Origin of the sequence: Pseudomonas sp. CCNWLW23 (assembly GCF_037095675.1) — a bacterium.
Classification (GTDB): domain Bacteria; phylum Pseudomonadota; class Gammaproteobacteria; order Pseudomonadales; family Pseudomonadaceae; genus Aquipseudomonas; species Aquipseudomonas atacamensis.
Genome location: NZ_JBAWKM010000001.1, coordinates 212,778 through 236,771 on the forward strand (window position 1 = coordinate 212,778; position 23,994 = coordinate 236,771).

A 23,994-nucleotide genomic window follows, 5' to 3' on the forward strand; every position below is an offset into this window, starting at 1 on the left:
CCCCGGCTGCGCTCCCGATTCTGGATGTTCCGGCCATGCAAAAAGAAACTGAAATCAAACTCCGCGTCAGCCGCGAAACCCTCGCTGCCCTGCGCGAGCACCCGCTGCTGAAGAAACGCAACAAAAGTGGCTGGGAACGCCGTGAGTTGATGAACCAGTACTTCGACACCCCCGAGCGCGACCTCGCCCAAGCCAAAGTCGCACTGCGCCTGCGCAAGGACGGTGACGAAGTGATTCAGACCCTCAAGACCCGTGGCCAGAGCGTCGCCGGTCTGTCCGAGCGTAACGAGTACGACTGGAAACTGCCGAAAGCCAAGCTCGACGTAAAGAAACTCGACGGCGAATGCTGGCCCGAGGCATTGGCCGAGCTGGACAAGAAAACCCTCAAGCCGATCTTCACCACCGATTTCGTCCGCGAGCGCGCCGAAATCGCCTGGGGCCGTGGCAAGACCAAAGTGGTCATCGAAGCCGCGCTGGACCTCGGTCACGTGGTGGTTGGCAAGCAGAAGGAAGAGATCTGCGAGCTGGAACTGGAACTGCGCGAAGGCGAGCCTGCGGCGCTGCTGGAACTGGCTGCCGAACTGGCCGAAACCCTGGCGCTGATGCCATGCGATATCAGCAAGGCTGAGCGCGGTTATCGCCTGCACGACGCCAACAGCTACTCGCTGAGCCTCCCGGCGCCGCAGCTGACCAGCGAAACCCGTCTCGACGACGCCTTCGCCGCGCTGAGCTGGCATCTGCTCGGCAGCAGCCAGCGTCTGGCTGAACAATATCGTTTCAACGGCCACTGGCGCCTGTTGCAGGACTGGGTCGAGAACCTCGCGGAAATGCGCGCCCTGCTCAGCAGCCTCGGCCAGGCGGCGCCGCGTCAGTCGACCCACGATTTGCGCGTGGCCCTCGATGCCTTGCTCGAAGACTGGCGCCCGTTGGTGCAGGTCGGCATCGAGGACGAAGACGTGCGCAAGGCCGCGCCTGAGCAGTTCCTCGAAGAGCTGGAAGACCCGCGCTGGGGCCAGTTCTCGCTGAACGCTTCACGCTGGCTGCTGGCCCGCACCTGGACCGCCGACCGCAATACTCGCGGTAATCGTCAGGGTGACGCGCAATTGCACAGCTGGTTGCCGCGTCTGCTCGGCGAAGAAGCTACTGCTCTGCAGCTGCAACGCTATCAGCAGCAGCCGGAAGATCTTGCTGAACAACTGCCGCGTATCGAGCGCATTCAGGTCTGGTTGCACCATGCGCGCAACGTGCTGGACATCCCGGAAATGGATCGCCTGTACGGTGAATTGAACAAACTGGCGCAACTGGCCAACGAGCCGACCATCACCGACGAACTGCTCGATGCGCGCAAGCATCAGGCGATTGCGGTGTACCAGAACCGCGCCTGGAAAATCCTCCTGCGCAGCTAAACACCTTCCCACCCGATCGTTCCCACGCTCTGCGTGGGAACGATCAAGCGGGGACTGCTGCGCAGCCCAGCGGGGATAAATCCCCTCGCCACGAAGGCCATCCGCACTAGACCGGCAGGCTGGTGGTGGACTTGATCTCCGACAGCGCCACGATCGAATTCACTTCCTGTATCCCCGGCACCAGCGACAGCTTCTCGAAAAAGAACCGCTCGTACGCCTCGATATCCCCCGCGACAATGCGCAGCATGAAATCCACCGCCCCCATCAGCACATAACACTCCAGCACTTCCGGAAAGCCGCGAATCGCCTCGGTGAACTCGGTGAAGTTCGAACGCCCATGAGCGTTGAGTTTGATCTCGGCAAAAATCTGCGTGTTCAGGCCGATCTTCTTGCGATCCAGCAAGGTCACCTGGCCGCGAATGATGCCCTCCTCCTTCATCCGCTGAATCCGCCGCCAGCACGGCGATTGCGACAGGCCCACCTGCTCGGCGATCTGCGCGCTCGACAGCGAAGCGTCTTCCTGCAGCAAGGCGAGAATCTTGCGGTCGTAGGCGTCCAGCTCGCTGTGCATAAAAAATCCTCAAAGATCAGCTTTCACGAATCAATTCTTTCGATAAATCCGTTCAGGCGCCGATCATAGCCAAGAAATACCCCGCACCGAATGTAAAAATTTCTCCAGTGATTTTGGAGACTCGCCATGCCGCACCTTGAAGCCGTAAACAGCCCCGCCGCCCGCGCTGATGTCTGGAACGTCAACAACGCCCACTGCCTGGCGCAATACCAAATCCTCGCCGAGGCCGAGCCGGATCTGCTGGTGCGCGTGTTGAATCTGTTCGCCTTGCAATTTCTGACGCCGGAGCAGGTCAAGGTCCAGCGCCAGGACGATCTGCTGTCGATCGATCTGCTCATGAGCGGCCTGAGCTGGCATCGCGCGCAAGTGATCGCGGAGAAACTGCGTAACCTGATCAGCGTCTGCGCGGTGGACCTGCACAACGCCGACACGGCGTGGCAGGCGCCCGCACAGGCTGCCGGCTGACAAATTCGGCAACGGCTTCGTCGGGTAGTGGCCCAACGGTCAGCGGGGCCACGACTATCCTTTTGCGCATGACGCTTAAAAAGGAAAGCCGCATGTCCGTTCAATTTGTCACTCAGGACCGCTGGCTGGACCTCAACGATGTATTACGGGAACTGGTCGCCCAAGGCTTCATCTGCCAGGACGCGGCGGAACAGGCGCTCAATGCCCGCCGTCGCCATGCTGCTCACGGGCAGATGCATCCGCTGGAATTCATCGCCAGCCAGCAACTCGACGACCTCAGCCGTCCGGGCAAACATCTGGATCTGGAAAGCCTGACCCTGTGGCTGGCGCAACAGGCCGGTCAGCCGTATTTGCGCATCGATCCGTTGAAAATCAACGTCGCGGCGATCACACCGCTGATGTCTTACGCCTTCGCGCAACGGCACAAGATTCTCGCCGTCGCCGTGGACCGCGACTCGGTCACCGTGGCCAGCGCTCAGCCCTACGTCAGCGGTTGGGAAGCCGACCTGACCCACGTATTGAAGCTGCCGATCAAACGGGTCGTGGCCAACCCGGTCGACATCCAGCGCTTCAGCGTCGAGTTTTTCCGGCTGGCCAAATCGGTCAGCGGTGCCAGCAATGCCGACGCCCAGGGCGGCAATCTCGGCAACTTCGAACAACTGCTGAACCTCGGCGCCAGCGATCAGGAGCCGGACGCCAACGACGCGCACATCGTCAACATCGTCGACTGGCTGTTCCAGTACGCCTTCCAGCAGCGCGCCAGCGATATCCATATCGAACCGCGCCGCGAGCACGGCACCGTGCGCTTTCGCATCGACGGCGTGTTGCACAACGTCTATCAGTTCCCGCCGCAGGTGACGATGGCGATCGTCAGCCGCCTGAAAAGCCTTGGCCGCATGAACGTCGCCGAAAAGCGCAAACCCCAGGATGGCCGGGTCAAGACCAAGACCCCGGACGGCGGCGAAGTGGAGTTGCGGCTGTCGACCTTGCCGACAGCGTTCGGCGAAAAAATGGTCATGCGGATTTTCGACCCGGAAGTGCTGCTGAAGAATTTCGACCAGTTGGGTTTCAGCGCCGACGACCTGCGCCGCTGGCAGGACATGACCCGCCAGCCCAATGGCATCATTCTGGTCACCGGGCCGACCGGTTCGGGCAAGACCACCACTCTGTACACCACGCTGAAAAAACTGGCGACGCCGGAGGTCAACCTCTGCACCATCGAAGACCCGATCGAAATGGTCGAGCCGGCCTTCAACCAGATGCAGGTGCAGCACAACATCGAACTGACCTTCGCCGCCGGGGTGCGCGCGCTGATGCGGCAGGACCCGGACATCATCATGATCGGCGAAATCCGCGACCTTGAAACTGCGGAAATGGCGATTCAGGCCGCGCTCACCGGGCACTTGGTCCTGTCCACACTGCACACCAACGATGCGCCGAGCGCCATCAGCCGTTTGCTCGAACTGGGTGTGCCGCATTACCTGATCAAAGCCACCGTGCTCGGCGTTATGGCTCAGCGTCTGGTGCGCACGTTGTGCCCGCACTGCAAGGCGCCGCTGACGCTCGAAGATGAAGACTGGCAAACCCTGACCCGGCCCTGGCAGGCGCCGCTGCCGAGCAATGCGCAACGGGCGATCGGTTGCCTGGAATGCCGCGACACCGGCTATCGCGGCCGCGCCGGCGTGTACGAAATCATGCAACTGAGCGACAGCCTCAAAGCGCTGATCACCCCGGATACCGACCTCACCGCGATCAGGCGTCAGGCCTTCAAGGAAGGCATGCGCAGCCTGCGCCTGTCCGGTGCGCAGAAAGTTGCGGCGGGGCTGACCACGGTGGAGGAAGTGCTGCGGGTGACACCGCAAAGTGAGTTGAAATAATTCAGCACGGAACTGGATCGGGGATCGGCTATCCAACGCCGTAGTCAATCCCAGGAGTCACCTCATCATGCGTTTCAAACTCGCTGTCGCCACCTTGGCCCTGCTGTCGCTTCCCGTTGGTTCGGCCATGGCGGACAGCTTTTGGCGTAACGTCATCTCCTCCGGCGCCACCACCGGTTCGACCTACCTGACCTTCAAGGATCACAAGCTGATCGTCGCCGCCCAGGACGACGCCGGCAGCTTCGTCGCCAGCGACGGCGGCATCCGTGGCCCGTACCTGGAAGCAGCGATGCAGAAAGTCCGCGCCGACAACCCGGGCCTGCAGGCTTCGGACATGGAACTGGCGAACGCGATTCTGGCGAAGAACGCCGTGGCTTCCGAGTAACAAAAAATGCCGCTCAAACGAGCGGCATTTTTTTGCCCGGATTCTGAACCCGATACAGAACCCTGTGGGAGCGAGCTTGCTCGCGAAGGCAATTTCACATCCAAAATATGCGGCGTCTGACACGACGCTTTCGCGAGCAAGCTCGCTCCCACGATGACTGCATACAGACTGAATGTCAGCGGTAATCATCCACCGGCACACAAGCGCAATACAGATTGCGATCGCCGTAGACGTTATCCACCCGATTCACCGCCGGCCAATATTTGTGCAAGCGTGTGTGCGCATCCGGGGTGATGGCCTGTTCGATGCTGTAAGGCCGTTCCCAGATCCCAGTGACATCGGCCAAGGTATGCGGGGCGCGTTTGAGCGGGTTGTCTTCGCCCGGCCAGTTGCCCTTCTGCACTTCATTGATCTCGGCGCGAATGCTCAGCATCGCCGCGATGAAGCGGTCGAGCTCAGCCTTGGATTCGCTCTCGGTCGGCTCGACCATCAACGTACCGGGTACCGGAAAGGACATGGTTGGCGCGTGGAAGCCGTAATCCATCAGCCGCTTGGCGACGTCTTCCTCGCTGATGCCGGTCTGCGCCTTCAGCGGGCGCAGATCAAGAATGCATTCATGCGCCACGCGGCCATTGCGCCCGGTGTAGAGCACCGCAAACGCGCCGGATAAATGCTGCGCCAGATAATTCGCCGCCAGAATCGCCACCTCGCTGGCGTCCGCCAGTTGCGGGCCCATCATGGCGATGTACATCCAACTGATCGGCAAAATGCTCGCACTGCCCCACGGCGCTGCGCTGACTGCGCCGTTCTGCGCCAGCGGCCCGTCAATCGGCACCACCGGATGGTTGGCGACGAACGGCGCCAGATGCGCACGAACGCCGATCGGGCCCATGCCCGGCCCGCCGCCGCCATGGGGAATGCAGAAGGTCTTGTGCAGGTTCATGTGCGACACGTCGGCGCCGATGTCCGCCGGCCTGGCCAGGCCGACCTGGGCATTGAGATTGGCGCCATCCATATACACCTGGCCGCCATGCTGGTGAATCACTGCGCAGATTTCGCTGATGCCCTCCTCGTAAACCCCGTGGGTCGACGGATAGGTCGCCATCAGGCACGACAACTTATTCCCGGCCTCGGCGGCTTTCAGCTGCAAATCATCCAGATCAACGTTGCCCGCCTCATCGCATTCGACAATCACCACGCGCATCCCGGCCATCTGCGCCGACGCTGGATTGGTGCCGTGGGCCGATGACGGAATCAGGCAGACATCCCGCTCGCCCTCCCCTCGGCTCTCGTGATATCTACGGATCGCCAGGAGCCCGGCGTATTCGCCCTGGGCGCCGGAGTTGGGCTGCATACAGATCGCATCGAAACCGGTAATCGCACAGAACCAACGCTCAAGCTCCTCGATCATCAGCGTGTAACCGACAGCCTGCTCCCTCGGCACGAACGGGTGCAGATGGGCGAACTGCGGCCAGGTGATCGGGATCATCTCGCTGGTGGCGTTGAGCTTCATCGTGCACGAGCCCAGCGGGATCATCGATTGGTTGAGTGCCAGATCCTTGTTTTCCAGCTGTTTGAGGTAACGCAGCATCTCGGTTTCGCTGTTGTGAGCGTTGAACACCGGATGTTGCAGGTACGGCGTACTGCGCTGGAGTTCGTCGGGAATTCCCGAGGCGATGTCCTGCGCATCAAGCGCATCAACGCTCAGGCCGTGATCGGCGCCGAGCAGCACATCGAACAGCTTCGCCACGGTGTGTTCATCACAGGTCTCGTCCAGACTCAGACCGACGCGGCCACGACCAAGAATACGCAGGTTGATCTGCGCTGCCTGAGCACTTTCGATGATCGCCGTTTGCGCACCGCCGACCTCCAGCGTCAGCGTGTCGAAGAACTGCCTGTTGAGCCGTTTGATGCCGTTGCGCTCGAGTCCCGCCGCGAGGATGCAGGTCAGACGATGCACGCGCTGGGCGATACGCTTCAAACCCTCGGGGCCGTGATACACCGCATAACAACTGGCGATATTGGCCAGCAGCACCTGCGCGGTGCAGATGTTCGAATTGGCTTTCTCGCGGCGGATGTGTTGCTCGCGGGTTTGCAGGGCCATGCGCAGCGCGACGTTGCCGCGAGCATCTTTCGACACACCGATGATCCGCCCCGGAATCGCCCGTTTGTATTCCTCGCGGCTGGCGAAGAACGCCGCGTGCGGGCCGCCATAACCCATCGGCACACCGAAACGCTGGGACGAACCGAACACCACATCGGCACCCAACTCACCCGGCGGCGTCAGCACCAGCAGGCTGAGCAAATCGGTGGCGACGCAGGCCAGGGCCTGTTGTGCGTGCAGGTGGTTGATCAAGGGTTTGAGATCGCGGATTTCGCCGTGGGTGTCGGGGTATTGCAGCAGCGCGCCGAACACCTCGTGCTGCGCCAGGTTATCCACCGCGTCGACGATCAGCTCGAAGCCGAAACCTTCGGCGCGGGTCTGTACCACGGAGAGAGTTTGCGGATGGCAATTTTCATCCACAAAAAACAGATTGCTCTTCGACTTCGCCACGCGCTTGGCCAAAGCCATGGCTTCGGCCGCTGCGGTAGCCTCATCGAGCAGCGAGGCGTTGGCCAGTTCCAGGCCGGTGAGGTCGATGGTCAGTTGCTGAAAATTGAGCAACGCTTCGAGCCGGCCTTGAGCGATTTCTGGTTGATATGGGGTGTACGCGGTGTACCAACCGGGATTTTCCAGCACGTTGCGCAAGATGACGGTCGGCGTGACAGTGCCGTGATAGCCCATGCCGATCAGGCTGGTGAACAGCTGATTCTGCTCGGCATAACCGCGCAGCTTCGCCAGTGCAGCCTGTTCGTCGAGAGCCGGCGGCAGATCCAGTGCGCGATTGAAGCGAATGCCCGGCGGCACGGTCTGCTCGATCAGCTCGGCGCGACTGCCCAGGCCGAGGCTGTCGAGCATTGCTTGCTGCTCGGCGGCATCCGGGCCGAGGTGGCGGCGCAGAAAGGCTTCGGGATCGCGTAACTGGCTCAGGGACGGCGACTGGGACATGACGGGTTCTCCTGGCTGGCGCTTGGCGTCAATCGACACGGTCAAACCAGCATAGCAGGCGAATTTTCAAGATCACGCCGCCCCTGTGGGAGCGAGCCTGCTCGCGAAAGCGGTGTTTCAGAAACCTTGGCATTGACTGATATGGCGCTTTCGCGAGCAGGCTCACTCCCACAAAGGGATATTCGTCGCCCATAAAAAAGCCCCGACGAATCGGGGCTTTGGGGCGCGCCGGCAAGTTACTCGCCGATGGCAGCCTTGTAAGCCGCCGCATCCAGCAGCTTGTCCAGCTCGGCCTTGTCGCTTGGCTTGAGCTTGAAGATCCACGCGCCGTACGGGTCGGAGTTCAATAGCTCGGGCGAGCCACCCAGCTCTTCGTTGATCGCGATGACTTCGCCACTGACCGGGGCGTAGATGTCGGAGGCGGCTTTCACCGACTCGACCACGCCGGATTGATCACCGGCGGCGAACACCTTGCCGACTTCGGTCAGCTCGACGAACACCACGTCGCCCAGCGCTTCCTGCGCGTGATCGCTGATGCCCACGGTGACAGTGCCGTCAGCTTCCAGACGCGCCCATTCATGACTTTCGGCAAATCGCAGTTCGGCAGGGATATCGCTCATCTTCGGTTCCTCGGAAATTGGTCAGCGGTCATGCCCGCCAGAAAAGGTTAGATCAAGGTTTTGCCATGGCGCACGAAGGTCGGTTTGACCACTCGCACCGGATACCACTTGCCACGGATTTCCACTTCGGCGCGGTCGGCGGTTGCCATCGGAACACGCGCCAGGGCAATCGATTTGCTCAGCGTAGGAGAGAAACTACCACTGGTGATCTCCCCTTCGCCAACATCGGCGATGCGAACCACCTGGTGAGCACGCAAAACCCCGCGTTCTTCCAGTACCAGACCGACCAGTTTGTGCGCCACACCGGCGGCTTTTTCCGCCTCCAGCGCCGCGCGGCCGATGAACTGCCGCGAGGCCGGCTCCCAGGCGATGCTCCAGGCCATGTTCGAGGCCAGCGGTGAAACGTCCTGATGAATGTCCTGACCGTACAGGTTCATCCCAGCCTCGACCCGCAAGGTGTCACGGGCACCGAGGCCAATCGGCGAAATGCCGGCGCCGACGAGGTCGTTGAAGAAACCCGGCGCCTGATTCGCGGGCAGGCAGATTTCCAGGCCATCCTCGCCGGTGTAACCGGTACGCGCGATGAACCAGTCGCCGTCGATGGCGCCTTCGAAAGGTTTGAGTTGCTGGATCAGCGTGGCACGGGACTGGGTGACCAGTTCGGCAATCTTGTGCCGGGCCTGCGGGCCCTGGATGGCGAGCATCGCCAGCTCGGCGCGCTCGTGCAGTTGCACGTCGTAGGCGCCGAGCTGGGCGTTCATCCAGGCCAGATCCTGATCGCGGGTCGAGGCGTTGAACACCAGCCGGTACGCGTCGTCGAGGCGATAGACGATCATGTCGTCGACGATGCCGCCGCGCTCATTGAGCATGGTGCTGTACAACGCCCGGCCGGGGCGGTGCAGACGTTCGACGTCGTTGGCCAGCAAATGCTGGAGCCAGGCCTTGGCCTGGGCGCCGGTGACATCGATCACGGTCATATGGGAAACATCGAACACCCCGCAATCGCGGCGCACTTCGTGGTGCTCCTCGACCTGCGAGCCGTAATGCAGTGGCATGTCCCAACCGCCAAAATCGACCATCTTCGCGCCGAGCGCGAGGTGCAGGTCATACAGAGGCGTACGCTGTCCCATGGGTTTCTCCTTCCGGGCGTGGCGAGGGTGCGGACCGCCGCTATACGGCGGAAAGCCTTGATGAATAAGGCTTTCAGCCGATTCCAGCGCACGGGTCTGTCAGACGAACCGCACCGAATGCCGCGCATTGTAGCCGCATGATGTAGGACTGACGACTAAGTGTTTCGGTGCGCCGAACGTCGAATCAATCCGATCACCGGCAACAACCCGACCAGCACCAGCGTCAATGCCGGCAATGAGGCGCGCGCCCATTCGCCTTCACTGGTCATTTCAAAGATGCGCACCGCCAGCGTGTCCCAGCCAAACGGGCGCATCAGCAGGGTCGCAGGCATTTCCTTGAGCACATCGACAAACACCAGCAACGCGGCGCTCAAGGTGCCGGGCAGCAACAGCGGCAGATACACTTTGAAAAACAGTCGCGGCCCACTGACACCCAGGCTACGTGCCGCTTCGGGCAAAGATGGCCGTATACGCGCCAGACTGCTTTCCAGCGGCCCGTAGGCGACAGCAATGAAGCGCACCAGATAAGCCATCAGCAACGCCGCGAGGCTGCCGAGCAGCAACGGTTTGCCGGCACCGCCGAGCCAGGCGGAGAGCGGAATCACCAGTTCACGATCCAGATAACTGAAGGCAAGCATGATCGACACCGCCAGCACCGAACCGGGCAAGGCGTAGCCGAGATTGGCCAGACCGACGCCGGAGTTGATGGCTGGGGTCGGCGCCAGACGCCGGGCAAACGCCAGCAACAGCGCAACGCTGACGGTGATCAGCGCGGCCATCGCGCCCAAGTACAGCGTGTGCAGAATCAGTCCGGCGTAGCGCTCATCCAGATCGAAGCGTCCGCGCTGCCAGAACCACACGATCAGTTGCAGCACCGGGATGACGAAGGCGCAGGCGAATACCATTCCACACCAGCCTGTCGCCGCCAACGCCTTGAGCCCGCGCAGGTGATACAGCGCTTTCACCCGTGGCCGCTCATTGCTGGCCCGATTCGCCCCGCGCGCACGGCGCTCGCCGTACAGCACCAGCATCACCACCAGCAGCAACAGACTGGCCAGTTGTGCGGCGCTGGGCAGGCTGAAGAAGCCGTACCAGGTTTTGTAGATGGCCGTGGTGAAGGTGTCGAAGTTGAACACCGACACCGCGCCAAAATCGGCGAGGGTTTCCATCAGCGCCAGCGCCACGCCCGCGCCGATCGCCGGACGCGCCATCGGCAACGCGACCCGCCAGAACGCCTGCCACGGCGATTGCCCGAGCACCCGCGCCGCTTCCATCAGGCCTTTGCCCTGAGCCAGGAATGCGGTGCGCGCCAGCAGATAAACGTAGGGATAAAACACCAGCACCAGCACCACGATCACCCCGCCGGTGGAACGCACCCGTGGCAGGCGCAGGCCGCTGCCGAACCATTCGCGCAACAGGGACTGCACGGGGCCGGCGAAATCGAGCAGGCCGACGAAGACGAACGCCAGTACATAGGCAGGGATGGCGAAGGGCAGCATCAGCGCCCAGTCGAGCCAGCGCCGACCGGGGAATTCACAGAGACTGGTCAGCCACGCCAGGCTGACACCCAGCAGGGTCACGCCGACACCGACGCCGAGGATCAGCGTCAGGGTATTGCCGAGCAGTCGCGGCATCTGGGTTTGCCACAGGTGCGACCAGATCTGCTGATCGATGGTCTGCCACGACAACAACAGCACGCTCAGCGGCAACAACACCAGCGCGGCGATGGCGAAGACGATGGGGTACCAGCGGCGTTGGGCGGGGTGGGCCACTTTTGGGTCTCTGGAGGGATTGGGGTGTTCTTGGATTGCGTATTTCAGGTTGGGATTGCTGCCCTCACCCTAGCCCTCTCCCGGAGGGAGAGGGAACTGACCGAGGTGCTCATGCAAACTACATCGACCTGAGATATTGAGTCGAACTCAAGTTTCGAAAGCAACACAAGTTGGCTCCCTCTCCCTCCGGGAGAGGGCTGGGGTGAGGGAGCGATCTTGAAAGATCAACAGTTACACGAAACGCCTCAGTTCCACCCCGCCCGATCCATCATCCGGATCGCCTCGGCCTGACGTTTGCCCGCCACTTCTACCGGCAAGGTATCGGCAACAAACTTGCCCCACGCCGCCACTTCTTCCGAGGGTGCCACCGCCGGGTTGGCCGGGAATTCCTGGTTCACGTCGGCAAAAATCTTCTGTGCCTCAGGCGTGGTCATCCATTCGACCAAAGCCTTGGCCGCTTCCGGGTGCGGTGCATGCTTGGTCAGGCCGATGCCCGACAGGTTCACATGCACACCGCGATCAGCCTGGTTCGGCCAGAACAGTTTCACCGGCAGTTCAGGCTTCTGCTTGTGCAGGCGACCGTAGTAGTAGGTGTTGACGATGCCAACGTCACACTGCCCGGCGTTGATCGCTTCCAGCACCGCAACGTCATCGGAGAACACGTCAGTGGACAGGTTGTTGACCCAGCCCTTGAGGATTTTCTCGGTCTTCTCGGCGCCGTGAACTTCGATCATGGTCGCGGTCAGCGACTGGTTGTAGACCTTCTTCGCCGTGCGCAGGCACAGGCGGCCTTCCCAATTCTTGTCGGCCAGCGCTTCATAGGTGGTCAGTTCGCCCGGCTTCACCCGCTCGGTGGAATAGGCGATGGTCCGCGCGCGCAGGCTCAGGCCGGTCCAGGCGTGGGTGGACGAGCGATATTGCGCGGGAATATTGGTGTCGATGGTTTTCGAAGTGAACGGCTGGAGGATGCCCATCTGCTCGGCCTGCCACAGGTTGCCGGCATCGACGGTGAGCAGCAGATCGGCGGTGGCGTTTTCACCTTCGGCCTTGATGCGCTGCATCAGCGGCGCTTCCTTGTCGGTGATGAACTTGATCTTCACCCCGGTCTTGGCGGTGTAGGCATCGAATACCGGTTTGATCAGCTCATCGATACGCGACGAGTAAACCACCACCTCATCGGCGGCCTGGGCAGTGGTGCTGCCGATCAGGGTCAAGGCCAGTGCGGTCAGAAGACGCTTGGATGCCAACATGGGAGTGGTCTCACGGTCGGGAAATGTGGGCCAAATGATAAGGACTCACATTTACCACCACAATCGAACACTGGGGGAAGGCGTTACCAGATGTTGCACGACTCAAAACTGCGGTAAGTGGGCGGACGCTTTCGCGAGCAGGTTCGCTCCCACATTGGAATGCATCTCAACTGTGGGAGCGAGCCTGCTCGCGAAGGGGCCATCAGCCTCAATGAGGCGGTCAGGGCTTTGCCAGAGCTGGAAGATCCCCGGTCAACCCCAGCGCCTCGCGCACAAACAACGCCTTCGCCTCGGGCATCTGCTCGACCAGCTTCAACCCGGCATTGCGCAACCAGCGCAGCGGCAGCGGGTCGGCCTGGAACAACCGCTCGAAGCCTTCCATCGCCGCCATCAGCGCCAGATTGTGCGGCATACGCCGACGCTCGTAGCGGCTCAGCACCTTCACGTCTGCCAGTCGCTCACCGCGCTCATGCGCTTGCAGCAACACTTCCGCCAGCACCGCTGCATCGAGGAAACCAAGGTTCACACCCTGCCCGGCCAAGGGGTGAATGGTGTGCGCCGCATCACCGATCAAGACCAGGCCCTCAGCGACGTAGCGCTTGGCGTGACGCTGACGCAACGGCACGCACAGACGCGGGTCGGCGCTGATGACTTCACCGAGGCGTCCCTCGAAGGCTCGCTCCAGCTCAGCGCAAAACGCAGTCTCTTCCAGCGCCATCAAGCGCTCGGCTTCAGCCGGTGTGGTCGACCAGACGATCGAGCACCAGTCCTGCTGACCGTCACGCTCCAGTGGCAAAAACGCCAGCGGCCCGTGATCGGTAAAGCGCTGCCAGGCGGTTTTGCGGTGCGGCTGGCTGCAGCGCACGCTGGTGACGATGGCGTGATGCAGATAATCCCACTCGCGGGTCGCCACGCCGGTCAGACGGCGCACCGCTGAATTGGCGCCGTCCGCCGCGATCACCAGCGGCGCGCGCAAGGTGCGGCCATCGGCCAGGGTCAGCAGCCAGTCGTCGCCGGAGCGACGCATCTGCTCCAGCCGCGCATTGGCCAGCATGCCCAGGTCGCAATCATGCAAACGCTCGAGCAGCGCATCCTGGACCACGCGGTTTTCGACGATGTGGCCGAGCACATCGGCATGTACGCTGCTCGCCGAGAAATGAATCTGCCCGGTGCCGCTGCCGTCCCAGACGTGCATGTCGGTGTACGGGCTGCTGCGCCGCTGGGCGATGCCGTCCCAGACGCCAAGGCGCTCGAGAATGCGCTGGCTCGCCGCCGACAATGCGCTGACGCGCGGTTCGAACGCCGCCTCGGCATCGAACGGCTTCACGCTCAACGGGCTGCCGTCGAGCAACAGCACTTCCAGCCCACTGTCCTGTAGCGCCAGCGCCAGGGCGCTGCCGACCATTCCGGCTCCGACAATCAGCAGATCTGCGCGCATTTCCATGCTTTAGGCCTGTCTCGCTTGCGGCTTGAGCCGCACGTAAAGGGTTTTACCGACCCGCGCCACAAGGTTGCCGGCGCCGTCATGAATGTCGACCTGCAACTGCGGCAGGTATTTATCGCCGTTGGCGGTCTGCCGGCGGATCTCGTCGAGCAGGGTCTGGTCGATGTTGAACCGGGCGAACACCGGGCCTTTGCCCGGCGCAATGAAATCGATGTCGGCGGCCTTGTCCCAGACGATGTACTTCGGACCGAGGTTTTCCATGAGCATCAACATGAAGAACGGGTCGACCATCGAATACAGACTGCCGCCAAACTGGGTGCCGACATAGTTGCGGTTGTACCAGCCCAACCCCATGGACACCTGCACATCGCGAAAGTCGTCACTGATGTGCCGAACGTGCACTCCGGCGCCGAGATACGGCGGGTAGAAGGTCATTACCCAGCGCATCAATCGTGCCTTGCCGAATTTTTTGCTCAGCCACTCAAGCATCCGGACGGGTTCCCAGGCCCATCGCCTGCCGGGCGAACCAGCGTTTGGCTGGCGGCAGCAGGTCGAGGCCGAGCAGGCCGAGATTGCGCCCCAGCGACACCAGCGGCTGGGTGCTGCCGAACAGGCGCGTGACCTGATCGGAGAAGCCCACCGTCAGGTCCTGATCGAGGCGCTGCCGTTCGCGATAGGCCTGCAACGTGGCGAAGTCGCCCAGCGGCTTATCACTCGCAAGCAGCGCGGCAGCCAAGGCATCGGCGTCACGCAGCGACAGGTTGAAGCCCTGGCCGGCGATCGGGTGCAGGCTGTGTGCGGCGTTGCCAAGTACGGCCAGATGCGAGCGCACCTGTTCTTCAGCTTCGATCAGTGACAGCGGATAAAGATGCCGTGCGCCGACCTGTTTCAAAGTGCCGAGGCGGTAACCGAACACGCCTTGCAGCTCGCTGAGAAAATCACGCTCGCTCAATTCAGTCAGACGCTGCGCGTCCATGCCCAGACGGGTCCAGACCAGCGCGCAGCGATTGTCCGGCAGCGGCAGCAGGGCCATTGGGCCTTCGTCGGTAAAGCGCTCGAAGGCCATGCCGTTGTGCGCTTCACTCGGGGTGATGTTGGCGATCAGTGCGCTCTGGTTGTACGGGCGCTTGCGCACGTTGATGCCCAACTGTTCGCGCAACCCGGAGCGGCCGCCATCGGCGAGTACCGCGAGATCGCATTCCAGTGTGGTTTCGTCGTTGAGGGTCAGGCGGTAGCCATCGGCCAACGGTTCCATGCGCGTGACTTCCGCCGGGCAGCGCCACGTGATCACGTCTTTGTCGAGGTGCTGCCACAGGCACTGGCCGAGCCAGGCGTTTTCCACCACGTAACCGAGCGCTGGCACACCCTCTTCCATCGCCGACAAGCGCGCGGTGGAGAAACGGCCACGGTCGGAGACATGAATCTGTTTGATCGGCTCGGCGCGGCGGGATATTTCCTGCCACACGCCCAGGCGCTGATAAATCTGCCGCGAGCCGAACGACAACGCCGAGGAGCGGGCGTCGTAGCTCGGCTGCCAGCTGTCGCCGGGGGCGAACGGTTCGATCAGGACGATTTTCCAGCCCTGCGCCTTGGCCCCGGCCTGCAACGCCAACGCCAGACTGGCGCCGACCAGACCGCCACCGATGATTGCCAGATTGACTCGACTCATGCTGCGTGTGTCCTTGCTTGGGCCATCAGCGCTTCGATCTCGGCGACGGTTTTTGGCACGCCGCTGGTGAGGATTTCACAACCGGATCGGGTCACGACCACGTCATCCTCGATACGCACGCCAATACCGCGCCATTTCTTCGCCACGTTCTGATTGTCCGCCGCGATGTAGATGCCAGGCTCCACGGTCAGCGCCATGCCGACCTCCAGCACACGCCATTCGCCGCCGACCTTGTACTCGCCAACGTCATGCACATCCATGCCCAGCCAGTGGCCGGCGCGGTGCATATAAAAAGCCTTGTAGGCTTCGCTTGCGATCAACTCGTCAACCTCGCCCCGCAACAAGCCAAGCTTGACCAGACCTGCGGTGATCACCCGCACCGTGGCTTCGTGCGCCTGGTTCCAGTGCTTGTTGGGGGCGATCTCGGCGAACGCCGCTTCCTGCGAAGCCAGCACCAACTCGTAGATCGCCTTCTGCTCCGGCGAAAACTTGCCGTTGACCGGCCACGTGCGGGTGATGTCGCTGGCGTAACAGTCGATCTCGCAACCGGCGTCAATCAACACCAGATCGCCGTCCCTGAGCAGCGCGTCATTCTGCTGGTAATGCAGGATGCAGCTGTTGCGCCCGGCGGCGACGATCGAACCGTAGGCCGGCATCTTCGCCCCGCCCTTGCGGAATTCGTAATCCAGTTCGGCTTCGAGGCTGTATTCATACAGCCCCGGACGACTGGCCTGCATCGCGCGGATATGCGCCTGCGCCGAAATCCGCGCGGCTTCGCGCATCACCTTCACTTCTGCCGCCGATTTATACAGGCGCATGTCGTGCAGCAGATGATCCAGGGCAACGAATTCATTCGGCGGCTGCGCGCCGAGGTGCGCCTTGGAGCGGATCACGTTGATCCAGTCCATCAGGTGCCGATCGAATTCGGGATTGCTGCCCATCGCCGAATACACCCGGTCGCGGCCTTCGATCAGGCCTGGGAGGATGTCGTCAATGTCGGTAATCGGAAAAGCATCGTCGGCGCCGTACTCGCGGATCGCGCCTTCCTGCCCTGCGCGCAGGCCATCCCACAATTCGCGTTCGGCGTTGCGTTCACGACAGAACAGGATGTACTCGCCGTGCTCGCGACCGGGCATCAGAACGATGACGGCTTGTGGCTCGGGAAAACCGCTGAGGTACTGGAAGTCGCTGTCCTGACGGTAAACATGCTCGACGTCGCGGTTGCGGATGGCCACCGCGGCGGCGGGCAGGATCGCGATGCTGTTGGGTTCCATCTGCGCCATCAGGGCCTTGCGGCGACGGCTGTATTCCGCTTTGGGGATGTGGGTCATGGGCAGATGGCTTTCCCTGGCACGCGATTAATGCAGCGACGGCTTGGCGGCTGGCGGCACATCGGCTTTTTTGGTTTCCGAGAACAGCAGCAACGGCGCGACGCGCAGGTATTCCATGACTTCCATGTAGTCGGATTCGCCGTCTTCGGATTCTTCCAGCGCGTCCTGCACCTGGGAAATGGCTGCCAGATCCTGCAGCACTTCGGTGGCTTCAGTGCTGAGCATGCTGCTGTCGCGGCAGTTCAGGCCGAAACCGCTGAGGAAGCCCTGGCACCACTCGCCCAGTGCAGCAGCGCGGTCGGCCAGCGGCGCATCGTCGGTCGGCAGCAACAGAACGACGGTGACGTCGTCGCCGGTCAGCTCGCCTTTGACCATCTCCTGCAGGCCGATCAGGGCGTTGCGGACGTTGTCCTGGATGTCGCCTTCGAGCAGTTCGGCGGCGTCGATCAGCCAGCCTTCGTGATCGAAGCCGGCCCCGGCGCAACTGCGCCCGAGCAGCACGCCGTGCAGTTCGGCAGGCGAGACGTTGTGGCCGCTGGCAGTCAGCAGGGTGGCAAAGGCTTGGTACGGGGAATTCGCAATGGTCATGGGCAGCTAGGCGCCAGACGGCGCTATGTCTAGAATGAAGGCCTTGTATCCTACATCGACAGCCCCGCCAAGACCATTAAAGGCTGTCCGCCAGTCACCACCCATCAGACGAACACGTGGACCCAATGGAAGACACCGACCTGCAAGCGCTGATGGCCAGACTCGAACTGCTGATTGGCCGAGTCGAGCAACTTAAGAGTCAAAACGCACTCTTACTAGCTCAGGAAAAAACCTGGCGCGAGGAACGCGCTCACCTCATTGAAAAAAACGAAATCGCCCGGCGTAAGGTCGAATCGATGATTTCGCGCCTCAAGGCCCTGGAGCAAGACTCATGAGTTCAAGCAATAGCGTTACCGTGCAGATCCTCGACAAAGAGTATTCGATCATCTGCCCGCCGGAAGAACGCAGCAATCTGGTCAGTGCCGCCCGCTACCTGGACGGCAAGATGCGCGAGATCCGCAGCAGCGGCAAAGTCATCGGCGCCGATCGCATTGCCGTGATGGCCGCGCTGAACATCACCCACGACCTGTTGCACAAAGAAGAGCGCCCGGATATCCAGGCCAGCGGTTCGACCCGCGAACAGGTACGCGACTTGCTCGATCGTGTCGATCTGGTTCTGGCCGACGATCAGAACACCGCCAAGGGCTGATTCGACTGACAGCTTGAGGTATACTCGCGGCACTCCCTGGGGTGCTTGCCAGTTGACGATGTCCCGGAGCCGATTCGCACTACCCTGGAAGTTGCACGTTGGGCTGGTGTGCATGTCCGCTAGACGGAAAGCCTTAAAGTCTACTGCTTCTTCCACCTTGAACTTTCGGGTTCAAGGGCTGAGTTGACAGCGGTTCATCCGGGGAGCCTGATTCGAATCCGATGTCGGTGTATGCCGACATCGGATTTTTTATGCGTACGTTTTTGCATCCACCTGCCGAAGCCGAACCATGACCGAACCCGCGCTGCTGCCCCGCCCGCAACTCCGCCGCCTGCTGCGCAAGGCGCGCCGCGCACTGACGCCGGGCGAACAACGCCGGGCTGCCAAAGGCCTGTTCCGGCAATTGGCGCAAGACCCGCACTTTCGCCGGGCGAAACATATCTCTCTGTATTTGCCCACCGACGGTGAAATCGATCCGCGCCTGCTCCTGCGCGAAGCCCAGCGTCGCGGCAAGGCGACTTATCTGCCGGTACTCAGCGCGTGGCCACGAACGAAAATGGTCTTCCAGCGCATCCGCCCCGGCGAAAAGCTCACGCCCAATCGTTTCCGCATCCTCGAGCCCCGGGCCAATCTGGCTCGGCAACGCAAGGTCTGGGCGCTGGATCTGGTGTTGTTGCCGCTGGTGGGGTTTGATGATGTCGGCGGGCGCCTGGGCATGGGCGGCGGATTCTATGATCGCAGCCTCGCCTATCTGGCTCGGCGCAAGAACTGGCGCAAGCCGACGCTGCTGGGCCTGGCCCATGAGTGTCAGAAGGTCGAACGTCTGGCGCAGGCGAGCTGGGATGTTCCGTTACAAGGCACGGTCACCGACAAGGCGTGGTATTTCGCAGAGTAGACGCCGCAGGGACCAGCGGCGTCGAAGAGACAGGTTCAGCGTTTGAAAGCGGTCGACTGTTGCACCTGTTGCGCCACTTCAATCGGCGCGTCGGTCTTGTTCGCCCACAGGCTCTGCGCGTAACCGGTGGTTACCACGCCCAGGCCAAACAAAATTACCAAAGTCCATAGCAAATCCGGTTTGCGTTTCATCGATTGCCCCCCTCAAGGCACATCATCACGATGACAGCAGCGGTTTCCGTTCGTAGGCCGTGCAGCAGCGTCAAGCTTTAAAGGCCGGCATTTTGCGGCAACGTGAACCTGTGCGCAAACGCTGACGTCAACCGACTGTCGGTTTGTCATAAAATTGCCCGACAACCTGCCCAATGACCGCTTCAGGAGCATACGACATGGCCTACTGGCTGATGAAATCAGAGCCCGACGAACTCTCGATCAAGGGTCTGGAAAAGCTCGGCAAGGCGCGCTGGGACGGGGTTCGCAATTATCAGGCGCGCAATTTCCTGCGGGCGATGGCCGTTGGTGACGAGTTCTTTTTCTACCATTCCAGCTGCCCCGAGCCGGGGATTGCCGGGATTGGCAAAATTATCCAAGCAGCGTATCCCGATCCGACGGCGCTGGAGCCGCAGAGCCATTACTTCGATCCGAAGGCTACAGCAGAAAAAAATGCCTGGAGCGCGATCGATGTCGAGCATGTCGAGACGTTCAAACGGGTGTTGAAGCTGGATTATCTGAAGCAGCAGACGGCGCTGGCAGAGATGCCATTGGTGCAGAAGGGCTCACGGTTGTCGGTGATGCCGGTTACACCAGAACAGTGGACGGCGGTTATCGGGCTCAAACCCTGATTCATTTATGCCGGATAAATAGCTTTCGCGAGCAGGCTCGCTCCCACAGGAACATGCAGTCCAATGTGGGAGCGAGCCTGCTCGCGAAGAGGCCAGCCCGGACAGCGAATGACTTACTGAATGATCAGGTTGTTGAACAACAGATCCTCAACAACAGGCTTGCCGGTCTCGTCATTCATGACCTGCTGGGTCTGCTTCAACGCTTCCTGACGCAGCTTTTCCTTGCCCTCGATGCTGCCCATCGCCTCGGTCGACTGCTGAGTGAACAACGCCACCAGCTGATTGCGGATCAGCGGCTCGTTGGCCTTGACCAGTTTGGTCGCCTCTTCGCCAGTTACGCGCAGGGCCACATCGGCCTTGTAGACCTTAAGCTTGGCGGTGCCGTCGAGGCCATAGTTGCCGACGAACGGCGGGCTCAGGGTGATGTAATTGACCTTCGGCGCCTCGCCTTCTTTGGCTTCTTCGGCCAGTGCTGCCACAGGCAGAGACAGGGCCAGCAACAACATGATCCACGCTTTCACAATTCGCTCCTTATCCGGTTTGCGGCCTAGCATAACGACCCGCCGCGCAAGCACAAGCTTATGGCTGACTATCAGGGCCGGGCATGCTCGTTGACCCGTTGATTCACACACCTACACTTATCGGCCATCACTCCCAAAGGAATAGCCCTGATGAAAGCCGTGCTGTGCAAAGCCTTCGGCCCTGCCGAATCGCTGGTGCTGGAAGACGTCGCCAGCCCTGTCGCCAAGAAGAATGAAATCCTGCTGGACGTGCACGCTGCCGGAGTCAATTTCCCCGACACGCTGATCATCGAGGGCAAATACCAGTTCAAACCGCCCTTCCCGTTTTCGCCAGGCGGTGAAGCGGCGGGCGTGGTGCGCGAAGTCGGGGAAAAGGTCAGCCATCTGAAAGTCGGCGACCGGGTCATGGCGCTGACCGGTTGGGGCAGTTTTGCCGAGCAGGTGGCGGTGCCGGGCTACAACGTCCTGCCGATTCCGCCGTCGATGGATTTCAACGTCGCCGCTGCATTCAGCATGACCTATGGCACGTCGATGCATGCGCTCAAACAACGCGCCAACCTGCAACCGGGCGAAACCCTGCTGGTGCTCGGCGCGTCGGGCGGCGTCGGCCTCGCCGCGGTGGAGATCGGCAAAGCCATGGGCGCCCGCGTGATCGCCGCCGCCAGCAGTGCCGAGAAACTCGCGGTGGCCAAGGCTGCCGGCGCCGATGAACTGATCAACTACAGCGAAGCCAGCCTCAAGGAAGAGATCAAACGCCTCACCGACGGCCAGGGCGCCGACGTGATCTACGACCCGGTCGGCGGCGACCTGTTCGACCAGGCCATCCGCGCCATCGCCTGGAACGGCCGCCTGCTGGTGGTCGGCTTCGCCAGCGGACGCATCCCCGAACTGCCGGTCAACCTCGCCCTGCTCAAAGGCGCGGCGGTGCTCGGCGTGTTCTGGGGCTCCTTTGCCCAGCGCCAGCCCCAGGACAACGCAGCCAACTTTCAGCAGCTGTTCGCCTGGTTTGCCGAGGGCAAGCTGAAACCGCTGGTATCGCAGGTATATCCGCTGAACAATGCCGCGCAGGCAATCGATGATCTCGGCCAGCGCAAGGCTGTGGGCAAGGTTGTCGTTCAGGTTCGTTAACAACATGGAGCGATCCGGAGCAACCATCCGGATCGCTTTACCGTTGAGGTCTGCCTCTTCCATACGTCAAACCGCAGAAACCCACCCGAGCCACCATCCCCTCAGCGCCGCCTTCTTATCTCAGAGCGACATGTTCATAAAGGAACGCTCATCTGCCCAAATTTCCGCTGTTTTGCCGACGTGAAGCGATGCTATTTTCGGTAACGAAACTGTAACATTCGCATCCGCAGTCAAAACAAGAAAACTGGAGCTCTTGAATGTTTGCTTTCTTTCGTCCTGCCGCACATCAGGCTCCATTGCCTGAAGAAAAAATAGACAGCACCTACCGCCGCCTGCGCTGGCAGATCTTCGCCGGTATCTTTATCGGCTACGCCGGTTACTACCTGCTGCGCAAGAACTTCTCCCTGGCCATGCCGTACCTGATCGACGAAGGCTATAGCCGTGGCGACCTCGGTCTGGCGATGTCGGCGATCGCCATTGCGTATGGTTTGTCGAAGTTCCTCATGGGCCTGGTGTCCGACCGTTCCAACCCGCGCTTCTTCCTGCCGTTCGGTCTGCTGGTCTCGGCCGGGGTGATGTTCATTTTCGGTTTCGCGCCGTGGGCAACGTCCAGCGTGACGATGATGTTCATTCTCCTGTTCATCAACGGCTGGGCGCAGGGCATGGGCTGGCCGCCGAGCGGGCGGACCATGGTGCACTGGTGGTCGCAGAAGGAACGCGGCGGCGTGGTCTCGGTGTGGAACGTAGCGCATAACGTCGGCGGCGGTCTGATCGGCCCGCTGTTCCTGATCGGCATGGGCCTGTTCAATGACTGGCACGCGGCGTTCTACGTCCCGGCAGCGGTCGCGCTGGGCGTAGCGGTGTTCGCCTTCATCACCATGCGTGACACCCCGCAATCAGTCGGCCTGCCGCCGATCGAGCAGTACAAGAACGATTACCCGGAAGGCTACGACGCCAGCCACGAAGACGAATTCAGCGCCAAGGAAATCTTCGTCAAATACGTGCTGCGCAACAAAATGCTCTGGTACATCGCTCTGGCCAACGTCTTCGTCTACTTGCTGCGCTACGGCGTGCTGGACTGGGCGCCGACGTACCTGAAGGAAGCCAAGGGCTTCACCGTGGATAAGACCTCGTGGGCCTATTTCTTCTACGAGTGGGCAGGCATCCCGGGCACGCTGCTGTGCGGCTGGATGTCGGACAAGATCTTCCGTGGCAACCGTGGCCTGACCGGCATGGTGTTCATGGCCCTGGTGACTGTCGCGACCCTGGTTTACTGGCTGAATCCGGCCGGCAACCCGATGGTCGACATGATCGCCCTGCTGTCGATCGGCTTCCTGATCTACGGTCCGGTGATGCTGATCGGCCTGCAAGCGCTGGAACTGGCGCCGAAGAAAGCCGCCGGTACCGCAGCGGGCTTCACCGGTCTGTTCGGTTATCTGGGGGGTTCGGTCGCGGCCAGTGCGGCGATGGGCTACACCGTTGACCACTTCGGCTGGGATGGCGGTTTCGTCCTGCTGGTCGGCGCTTGCCTGCTGGCGATGGCCTTCCTTGCGCCAACGCTGTGGCACAAGCAAGTCGCCAGTCAGAGCCGTGAAGCGGTCGCCTGATCGCTGTGTGATTTACAGCGCTTGAGCCGCGCCTCCAGATTGCGGTCTGGCATGGCGTGGCTGCGCAGGGCGTGCGCGGTCTGCTCGACATAATCGCGAGTGGTGCCGTAACGCCCGCTGGCGTTGGCGAACACCTGGCTGAGCACATGATCCGGCAAGTTGCCGGCATAGCTCGGCAGGTGACGCTCCAGAACGAATCCCAAGGCCTGCACCTGAGTGCCATCTTCGAGCCGGCAATTGAGCCAGTGCGGGCGATACGAGGGAAACGGCATCTCGCGTTTCCACAGCGCATACAGCGCGGTATCGAGATTGTCTTCCGGCAAGCGGTAGGCAAAGCCACTGCATGAACCGCCACGATCCAGACCGAACACCAGACCGGGCATTTCCGGGGTGCCCCGATGCTCGTGGGACCACAGGTACAAGCCACGATGGTAGCCATGCACGCGACCGCGCATGCGCTCAACTGCCGTGCATTCCGGCCGCCAGATCAGCGAGCCATACGCGAACAGCCACACCGGCCCGCCCTTGTGGCGTGCCATGGTCGATTGCATGGAAGCGAGAAGTTGTTCGTGCGTCAGCTGCGGCCCAAGATCGAGCCGCGGAGGGTAAGCCAGGTTCAGAATTGCGTTTTCAATGGCGCTCATGGCGAATAGCGTTCAGCTCCCCGCGGGTGAAGAATTACTTAATAGAACGCACCGCTGTAACAATAAGGCACATATGTTTTAAGGCAAATTAAGTGCCACTGATTAATTGCCTGATTCATATATAACCTAGCGATATTTACTGTTTAAGGTAA

At 61.5% G+C, this 23,994-nt stretch carries 24 protein-coding genes and 1 other RNA gene; 11 read left to right on the forward strand and 14 right to left on the reverse strand.

Translation table 11 applies throughout. The annotated features are described in order from the left end of the window. Positions 1–35 precede the first annotated feature (35 nt). On the forward strand, positions 36–1,406 hold the full coding sequence (locus V8J63_RS00975; RefSeq protein ID WP_024014729.1) for a CYTH domain-containing protein: 1,371 nt from the start codon (positions 36–38) through the stop codon (positions 1,404–1,406). A 106-nt stretch (positions 1,407–1,512) separates the two neighbouring features. Here the strand turns inward: V8J63_RS00975 and V8J63_RS00980 are convergent, their stop codons facing one another. After that, positions 1,513–1,977, reverse strand: coding sequence for an Lrp/AsnC family transcriptional regulator (locus V8J63_RS00980; protein ID WP_336463447.1), 465 nt, complete (start codon positions 1,975–1,977; stop codon positions 1,513–1,515). A 126-nt stretch (positions 1,978–2,103) separates the two neighbouring features. Here V8J63_RS00980 and V8J63_RS00985 point away from each other — a divergent pair, with 126 nt between their 5' ends. The 3 genes from V8J63_RS00985 to V8J63_RS00995 all read left to right on the forward strand — a co-directional run bounded on the left by V8J63_RS00985 (position 2,104) and on the right by V8J63_RS00995 (position 4,704). Next, positions 2,104–2,442 (forward strand): hypothetical protein, encoded by a 339-nt coding sequence (locus V8J63_RS00985; protein WP_024014731.1) that lies wholly within the window; start codon positions 2,104–2,106, stop codon positions 2,440–2,442. Between the two features lie 92 nt (positions 2,443–2,534). Next, the gene (locus tag V8J63_RS00990; protein ID WP_024014732.1) at positions 2,535–4,319 is read left to right on the forward strand and encodes a GspE/PulE family protein; all 1,785 of its coding nucleotides are present in this window, start codon (positions 2,535–2,537) and stop codon (positions 4,317–4,319) included. Positions 4,320–4,383: 64 nt separating this feature from the next. Beyond that, entirely contained in the window at positions 4,384–4,704 is a 321-nt protein-coding gene (locus V8J63_RS00995) for a DUF2388 domain-containing protein (protein WP_336463543.1), read from the forward strand. A gap of 175 nt (positions 4,705–4,879) precedes the next feature. Here V8J63_RS00995 and gcvP read toward each other — a convergent pair whose 3' ends face one another. The 10 genes from gcvP to V8J63_RS01045 all read right to left on the reverse strand — a co-directional run bounded on the left by gcvP (position 4,880) and on the right by V8J63_RS01045 (position 17,557). Beyond that, entirely contained in the window at positions 4,880–7,753 is a 2,874-nt protein-coding gene (gene gcvP, locus V8J63_RS01000) for an aminomethyl-transferring glycine dehydrogenase (RefSeq protein ID WP_336463448.1), read from the reverse strand. 236 nt (positions 7,754–7,989) lie between these two features. Then, entirely contained in the window at positions 7,990–8,373 is a 384-nt protein-coding gene (gcvH, locus tag V8J63_RS01005; protein ID WP_024014734.1) for a glycine cleavage system protein GcvH, read from the reverse strand. A 47-nt stretch (positions 8,374–8,420) separates the two neighbouring features. Beyond that, positions 8,421–9,503, reverse strand: coding sequence for a glycine cleavage system aminomethyltransferase GcvT (gcvT, locus tag V8J63_RS01010; RefSeq protein ID WP_071172161.1), 1,083 nt, complete (start codon positions 9,501–9,503; stop codon positions 8,421–8,423). Between the two features lie 155 nt (positions 9,504–9,658). Further along, complete coding sequence (locus tag V8J63_RS01015; protein ID WP_336463449.1) at positions 9,659–11,275, reverse strand: ABC transporter permease; 1,617 nt, start codon at positions 11,273–11,275, stop codon at positions 9,659–9,661. A 245-nt stretch (positions 11,276–11,520) separates the two neighbouring features. Next, positions 11,521–12,525, reverse strand: coding sequence for an extracellular solute-binding protein (locus V8J63_RS01020; protein ID WP_130889091.1), 1,005 nt, complete (start codon positions 12,523–12,525; stop codon positions 11,521–11,523). Between the two features lie 220 nt (positions 12,526–12,745). Next, on the reverse strand, positions 12,746–13,963 hold the full coding sequence (locus V8J63_RS01025; RefSeq protein WP_177433303.1) for a 2-octaprenyl-3-methyl-6-methoxy-1,4-benzoquinol hydroxylase: 1,218 nt from the start codon (positions 13,961–13,963) through the stop codon (positions 12,746–12,748). A gap of 9 nt (positions 13,964–13,972) precedes the next feature. Continuing rightward, positions 13,973–14,458, reverse strand: a complete 486-nt coding sequence (locus tag V8J63_RS01030) for a DUF4442 domain-containing protein (RefSeq protein ID WP_130889090.1) — start codon at positions 14,456–14,458, stop codon at positions 13,973–13,975. Continuing rightward, complete coding sequence (gene ubiH, locus V8J63_RS01035; RefSeq protein ID WP_095181278.1) at positions 14,451–15,638, reverse strand: 2-octaprenyl-6-methoxyphenyl hydroxylase; 1,188 nt, start codon at positions 15,636–15,638, stop codon at positions 14,451–14,453. Before ubiH ends, V8J63_RS01030 begins: the two co-directional genes overlap by 8 nt. Next, positions 15,635–16,969 (reverse strand): Xaa-Pro aminopeptidase, encoded by a 1,335-nt coding sequence (gene pepP / locus V8J63_RS01040; RefSeq protein ID WP_336463450.1) that lies wholly within the window; start codon positions 16,967–16,969, stop codon positions 15,635–15,637. The genes ubiH and pepP overlap by 4 nt, the downstream gene beginning before the upstream one ends. Positions 16,970–16,996: 27 nt before the next feature. Beyond that, positions 16,997–17,557: a YecA/YgfB family protein gene (locus V8J63_RS01045; protein ID WP_016772633.1), complete on the reverse strand. Its 561-nt coding sequence runs from the start codon at positions 17,555–17,557 to the stop codon at positions 16,997–16,999. 125 nt (positions 17,558–17,682) lie between these two features. On the opposite strand from V8J63_RS01045, the gene V8J63_RS01050 reads away from it, so the two are divergent. From V8J63_RS01050 to V8J63_RS01065, 4 genes are all read left to right on the forward strand, one after another. Then, on the forward strand, positions 17,683–17,892 hold the full coding sequence (locus tag V8J63_RS01050; RefSeq protein ID WP_007911197.1) for a TIGR02449 family protein: 210 nt from the start codon (positions 17,683–17,685) through the stop codon (positions 17,890–17,892). Further along, positions 17,889–18,206, forward strand: a complete 318-nt coding sequence (locus V8J63_RS01055; RefSeq protein WP_016772632.1) for a cell division protein ZapA — start codon at positions 17,889–17,891, stop codon at positions 18,204–18,206. Before V8J63_RS01050 ends, V8J63_RS01055 begins: the two co-directional genes overlap by 4 nt. Positions 18,207–18,236: 30 nt before the next feature. Further along, a non-coding RNA gene (ssrS, locus tag V8J63_RS01060) (6S RNA) lies at positions 18,237–18,415 on the forward strand. Positions 18,416–18,495: 80 nt separating this feature from the next. Then, positions 18,496–19,101, forward strand: coding sequence for a 5-formyltetrahydrofolate cyclo-ligase (locus tag V8J63_RS01065; protein ID WP_016772631.1), 606 nt, complete (start codon positions 18,496–18,498; stop codon positions 19,099–19,101). Between the two features lie 35 nt (positions 19,102–19,136). Here the strand turns inward: V8J63_RS01065 and V8J63_RS01070 are convergent, their stop codons facing one another. Further along, on the reverse strand, positions 19,137–19,292 hold the full coding sequence (locus tag V8J63_RS01070) for a hypothetical protein (RefSeq protein ID WP_024014743.1): 156 nt from the start codon (positions 19,290–19,292) through the stop codon (positions 19,137–19,139). 197 nt (positions 19,293–19,489) lie between these two features. Between V8J63_RS01070 and V8J63_RS01075 the strand changes: the two genes are divergently transcribed. Then, complete coding sequence (locus V8J63_RS01075; protein WP_130889089.1) at positions 19,490–19,942, forward strand: EVE domain-containing protein; 453 nt, start codon at positions 19,490–19,492, stop codon at positions 19,940–19,942. A gap of 113 nt (positions 19,943–20,055) precedes the next feature. Here V8J63_RS01075 and V8J63_RS01080 read toward each other — a convergent pair whose 3' ends face one another. Continuing rightward, the gene (locus V8J63_RS01080) at positions 20,056–20,463 is read right to left on the reverse strand and encodes a flagellar basal body-associated protein FliL (protein ID WP_056791694.1); all 408 of its coding nucleotides are present in this window, start codon (positions 20,461–20,463) and stop codon (positions 20,056–20,058) included. A 150-nt stretch (positions 20,464–20,613) separates the two neighbouring features. Between V8J63_RS01080 and V8J63_RS01085 the strand changes: the two genes are divergently transcribed. Next, positions 20,614–21,591: an NADPH:quinone oxidoreductase family protein gene (locus V8J63_RS01085; protein WP_336463451.1), complete on the forward strand. Its 978-nt coding sequence runs from the start codon at positions 20,614–20,616 to the stop codon at positions 21,589–21,591. A gap of 257 nt (positions 21,592–21,848) precedes the next feature. After that, complete coding sequence (gene glpT / locus V8J63_RS01090; protein ID WP_024014747.1) at positions 21,849–23,198, forward strand: glycerol-3-phosphate transporter; 1,350 nt, start codon at positions 21,849–21,851, stop codon at positions 23,196–23,198. Here the strand turns inward: glpT and V8J63_RS01095 are convergent. Next, positions 23,174–23,842: a gamma-glutamylcyclotransferase gene (locus tag V8J63_RS01095; RefSeq protein WP_125925390.1), complete on the reverse strand. Its 669-nt coding sequence runs from the start codon at positions 23,840–23,842 to the stop codon at positions 23,174–23,176. The genes glpT and V8J63_RS01095 overlap by 25 nt on opposite strands. Positions 23,843–23,994 lie beyond the last annotated feature (152 nt).

Bases quoted from the DNA above. Each gene is read 5' to 3' on its own strand.
- V8J63_RS01050 (WP_007911197.1), top strand. From the start codon at position 17,683: ATGGAAGACACCGACCTGCAAGCGCTGATGGCCAGACTCGAACTGCTG.
- ubiH (WP_095181278.1), bottom strand. From the start codon at position 15,638: ATGAGTCGAGTCAATCTGGCAATCATCGGTGGCGGTCTGGTCGGCGCC.
- V8J63_RS01020 (WP_130889091.1), bottom strand. From the start codon at position 12,525: ATGTTGGCATCCAAGCGTCTTCTGACCGCACTGGCCTTGACCCTGATC.
- V8J63_RS01025 (WP_177433303.1), bottom strand. From the start codon at position 13,963: ATGCGCGCAGATCTGCTGATTGTCGGAGCCGGAATGGTCGGCAGCGCC.
- V8J63_RS01030 (WP_130889090.1), bottom strand. From the start codon at position 14,458: ATGCTTGAGTGGCTGAGCAAAAAATTCGGCAAGGCACGATTGATGCGC.
- V8J63_RS01045 (WP_016772633.1), bottom strand. From the start codon at position 17,557: ATGACCATTGCGAATTCCCCGTACCAAGCCTTTGCCACCCTGCTGACT.
- V8J63_RS01065 (WP_016772631.1), top strand. From the start codon at position 18,496: ATGACCGAACCCGCGCTGCTGCCCCGCCCGCAACTCCGCCGCCTGCTG.
- glpT (WP_024014747.1), top strand. From the start codon at position 21,849: ATGTTTGCTTTCTTTCGTCCTGCCGCACATCAGGCTCCATTGCCTGAA.
- V8J63_RS01070 (WP_024014743.1), bottom strand. From the start codon at position 19,292: ATGAAACGCAAACCGGATTTGCTATGGACTTTGGTAATTTTGTTTGGC.
- V8J63_RS00975 (WP_024014729.1), top strand. From the start codon at position 36: ATGCAAAAAGAAACTGAAATCAAACTCCGCGTCAGCCGCGAAACCCTC.
- pepP (WP_336463450.1), bottom strand. From the start codon at position 16,969: ATGACCCACATCCCCAAAGCGGAATACAGCCGTCGCCGCAAGGCCCTG.
- V8J63_RS00980 (WP_336463447.1), bottom strand. From the start codon at position 1,977: ATGCACAGCGAGCTGGACGCCTACGACCGCAAGATTCTCGCCTTGCTG.
- V8J63_RS00985 (WP_024014731.1), top strand. From the start codon at position 2,104: ATGCCGCACCTTGAAGCCGTAAACAGCCCCGCCGCCCGCGCTGATGTC.
- V8J63_RS00990 (WP_024014732.1), top strand. From the start codon at position 2,535: ATGTCCGTTCAATTTGTCACTCAGGACCGCTGGCTGGACCTCAACGAT.
- V8J63_RS01085 (WP_336463451.1), top strand. From the start codon at position 20,614: ATGAAAGCCGTGCTGTGCAAAGCCTTCGGCCCTGCCGAATCGCTGGTG.
- V8J63_RS01055 (WP_016772632.1), top strand. From the start codon at position 17,889: ATGAGTTCAAGCAATAGCGTTACCGTGCAGATCCTCGACAAAGAGTAT.
- V8J63_RS01075 (WP_130889089.1), top strand. From the start codon at position 19,490: ATGGCCTACTGGCTGATGAAATCAGAGCCCGACGAACTCTCGATCAAG.
- gcvH (WP_024014734.1), bottom strand. From the start codon at position 8,373: ATGAGCGATATCCCTGCCGAACTGCGATTTGCCGAAAGTCATGAATGG.
- gcvP (WP_336463448.1), bottom strand. From the start codon at position 7,753: ATGTCCCAGTCGCCGTCCCTGAGCCAGTTACGCGATCCCGAAGCCTTT.
- gcvT (WP_071172161.1), bottom strand. From the start codon at position 9,503: ATGGGACAGCGTACGCCTCTGTATGACCTGCACCTCGCGCTCGGCGCG.
- V8J63_RS01095 (WP_125925390.1), bottom strand. From the start codon at position 23,842: ATGAGCGCCATTGAAAACGCAATTCTGAACCTGGCTTACCCTCCGCGG.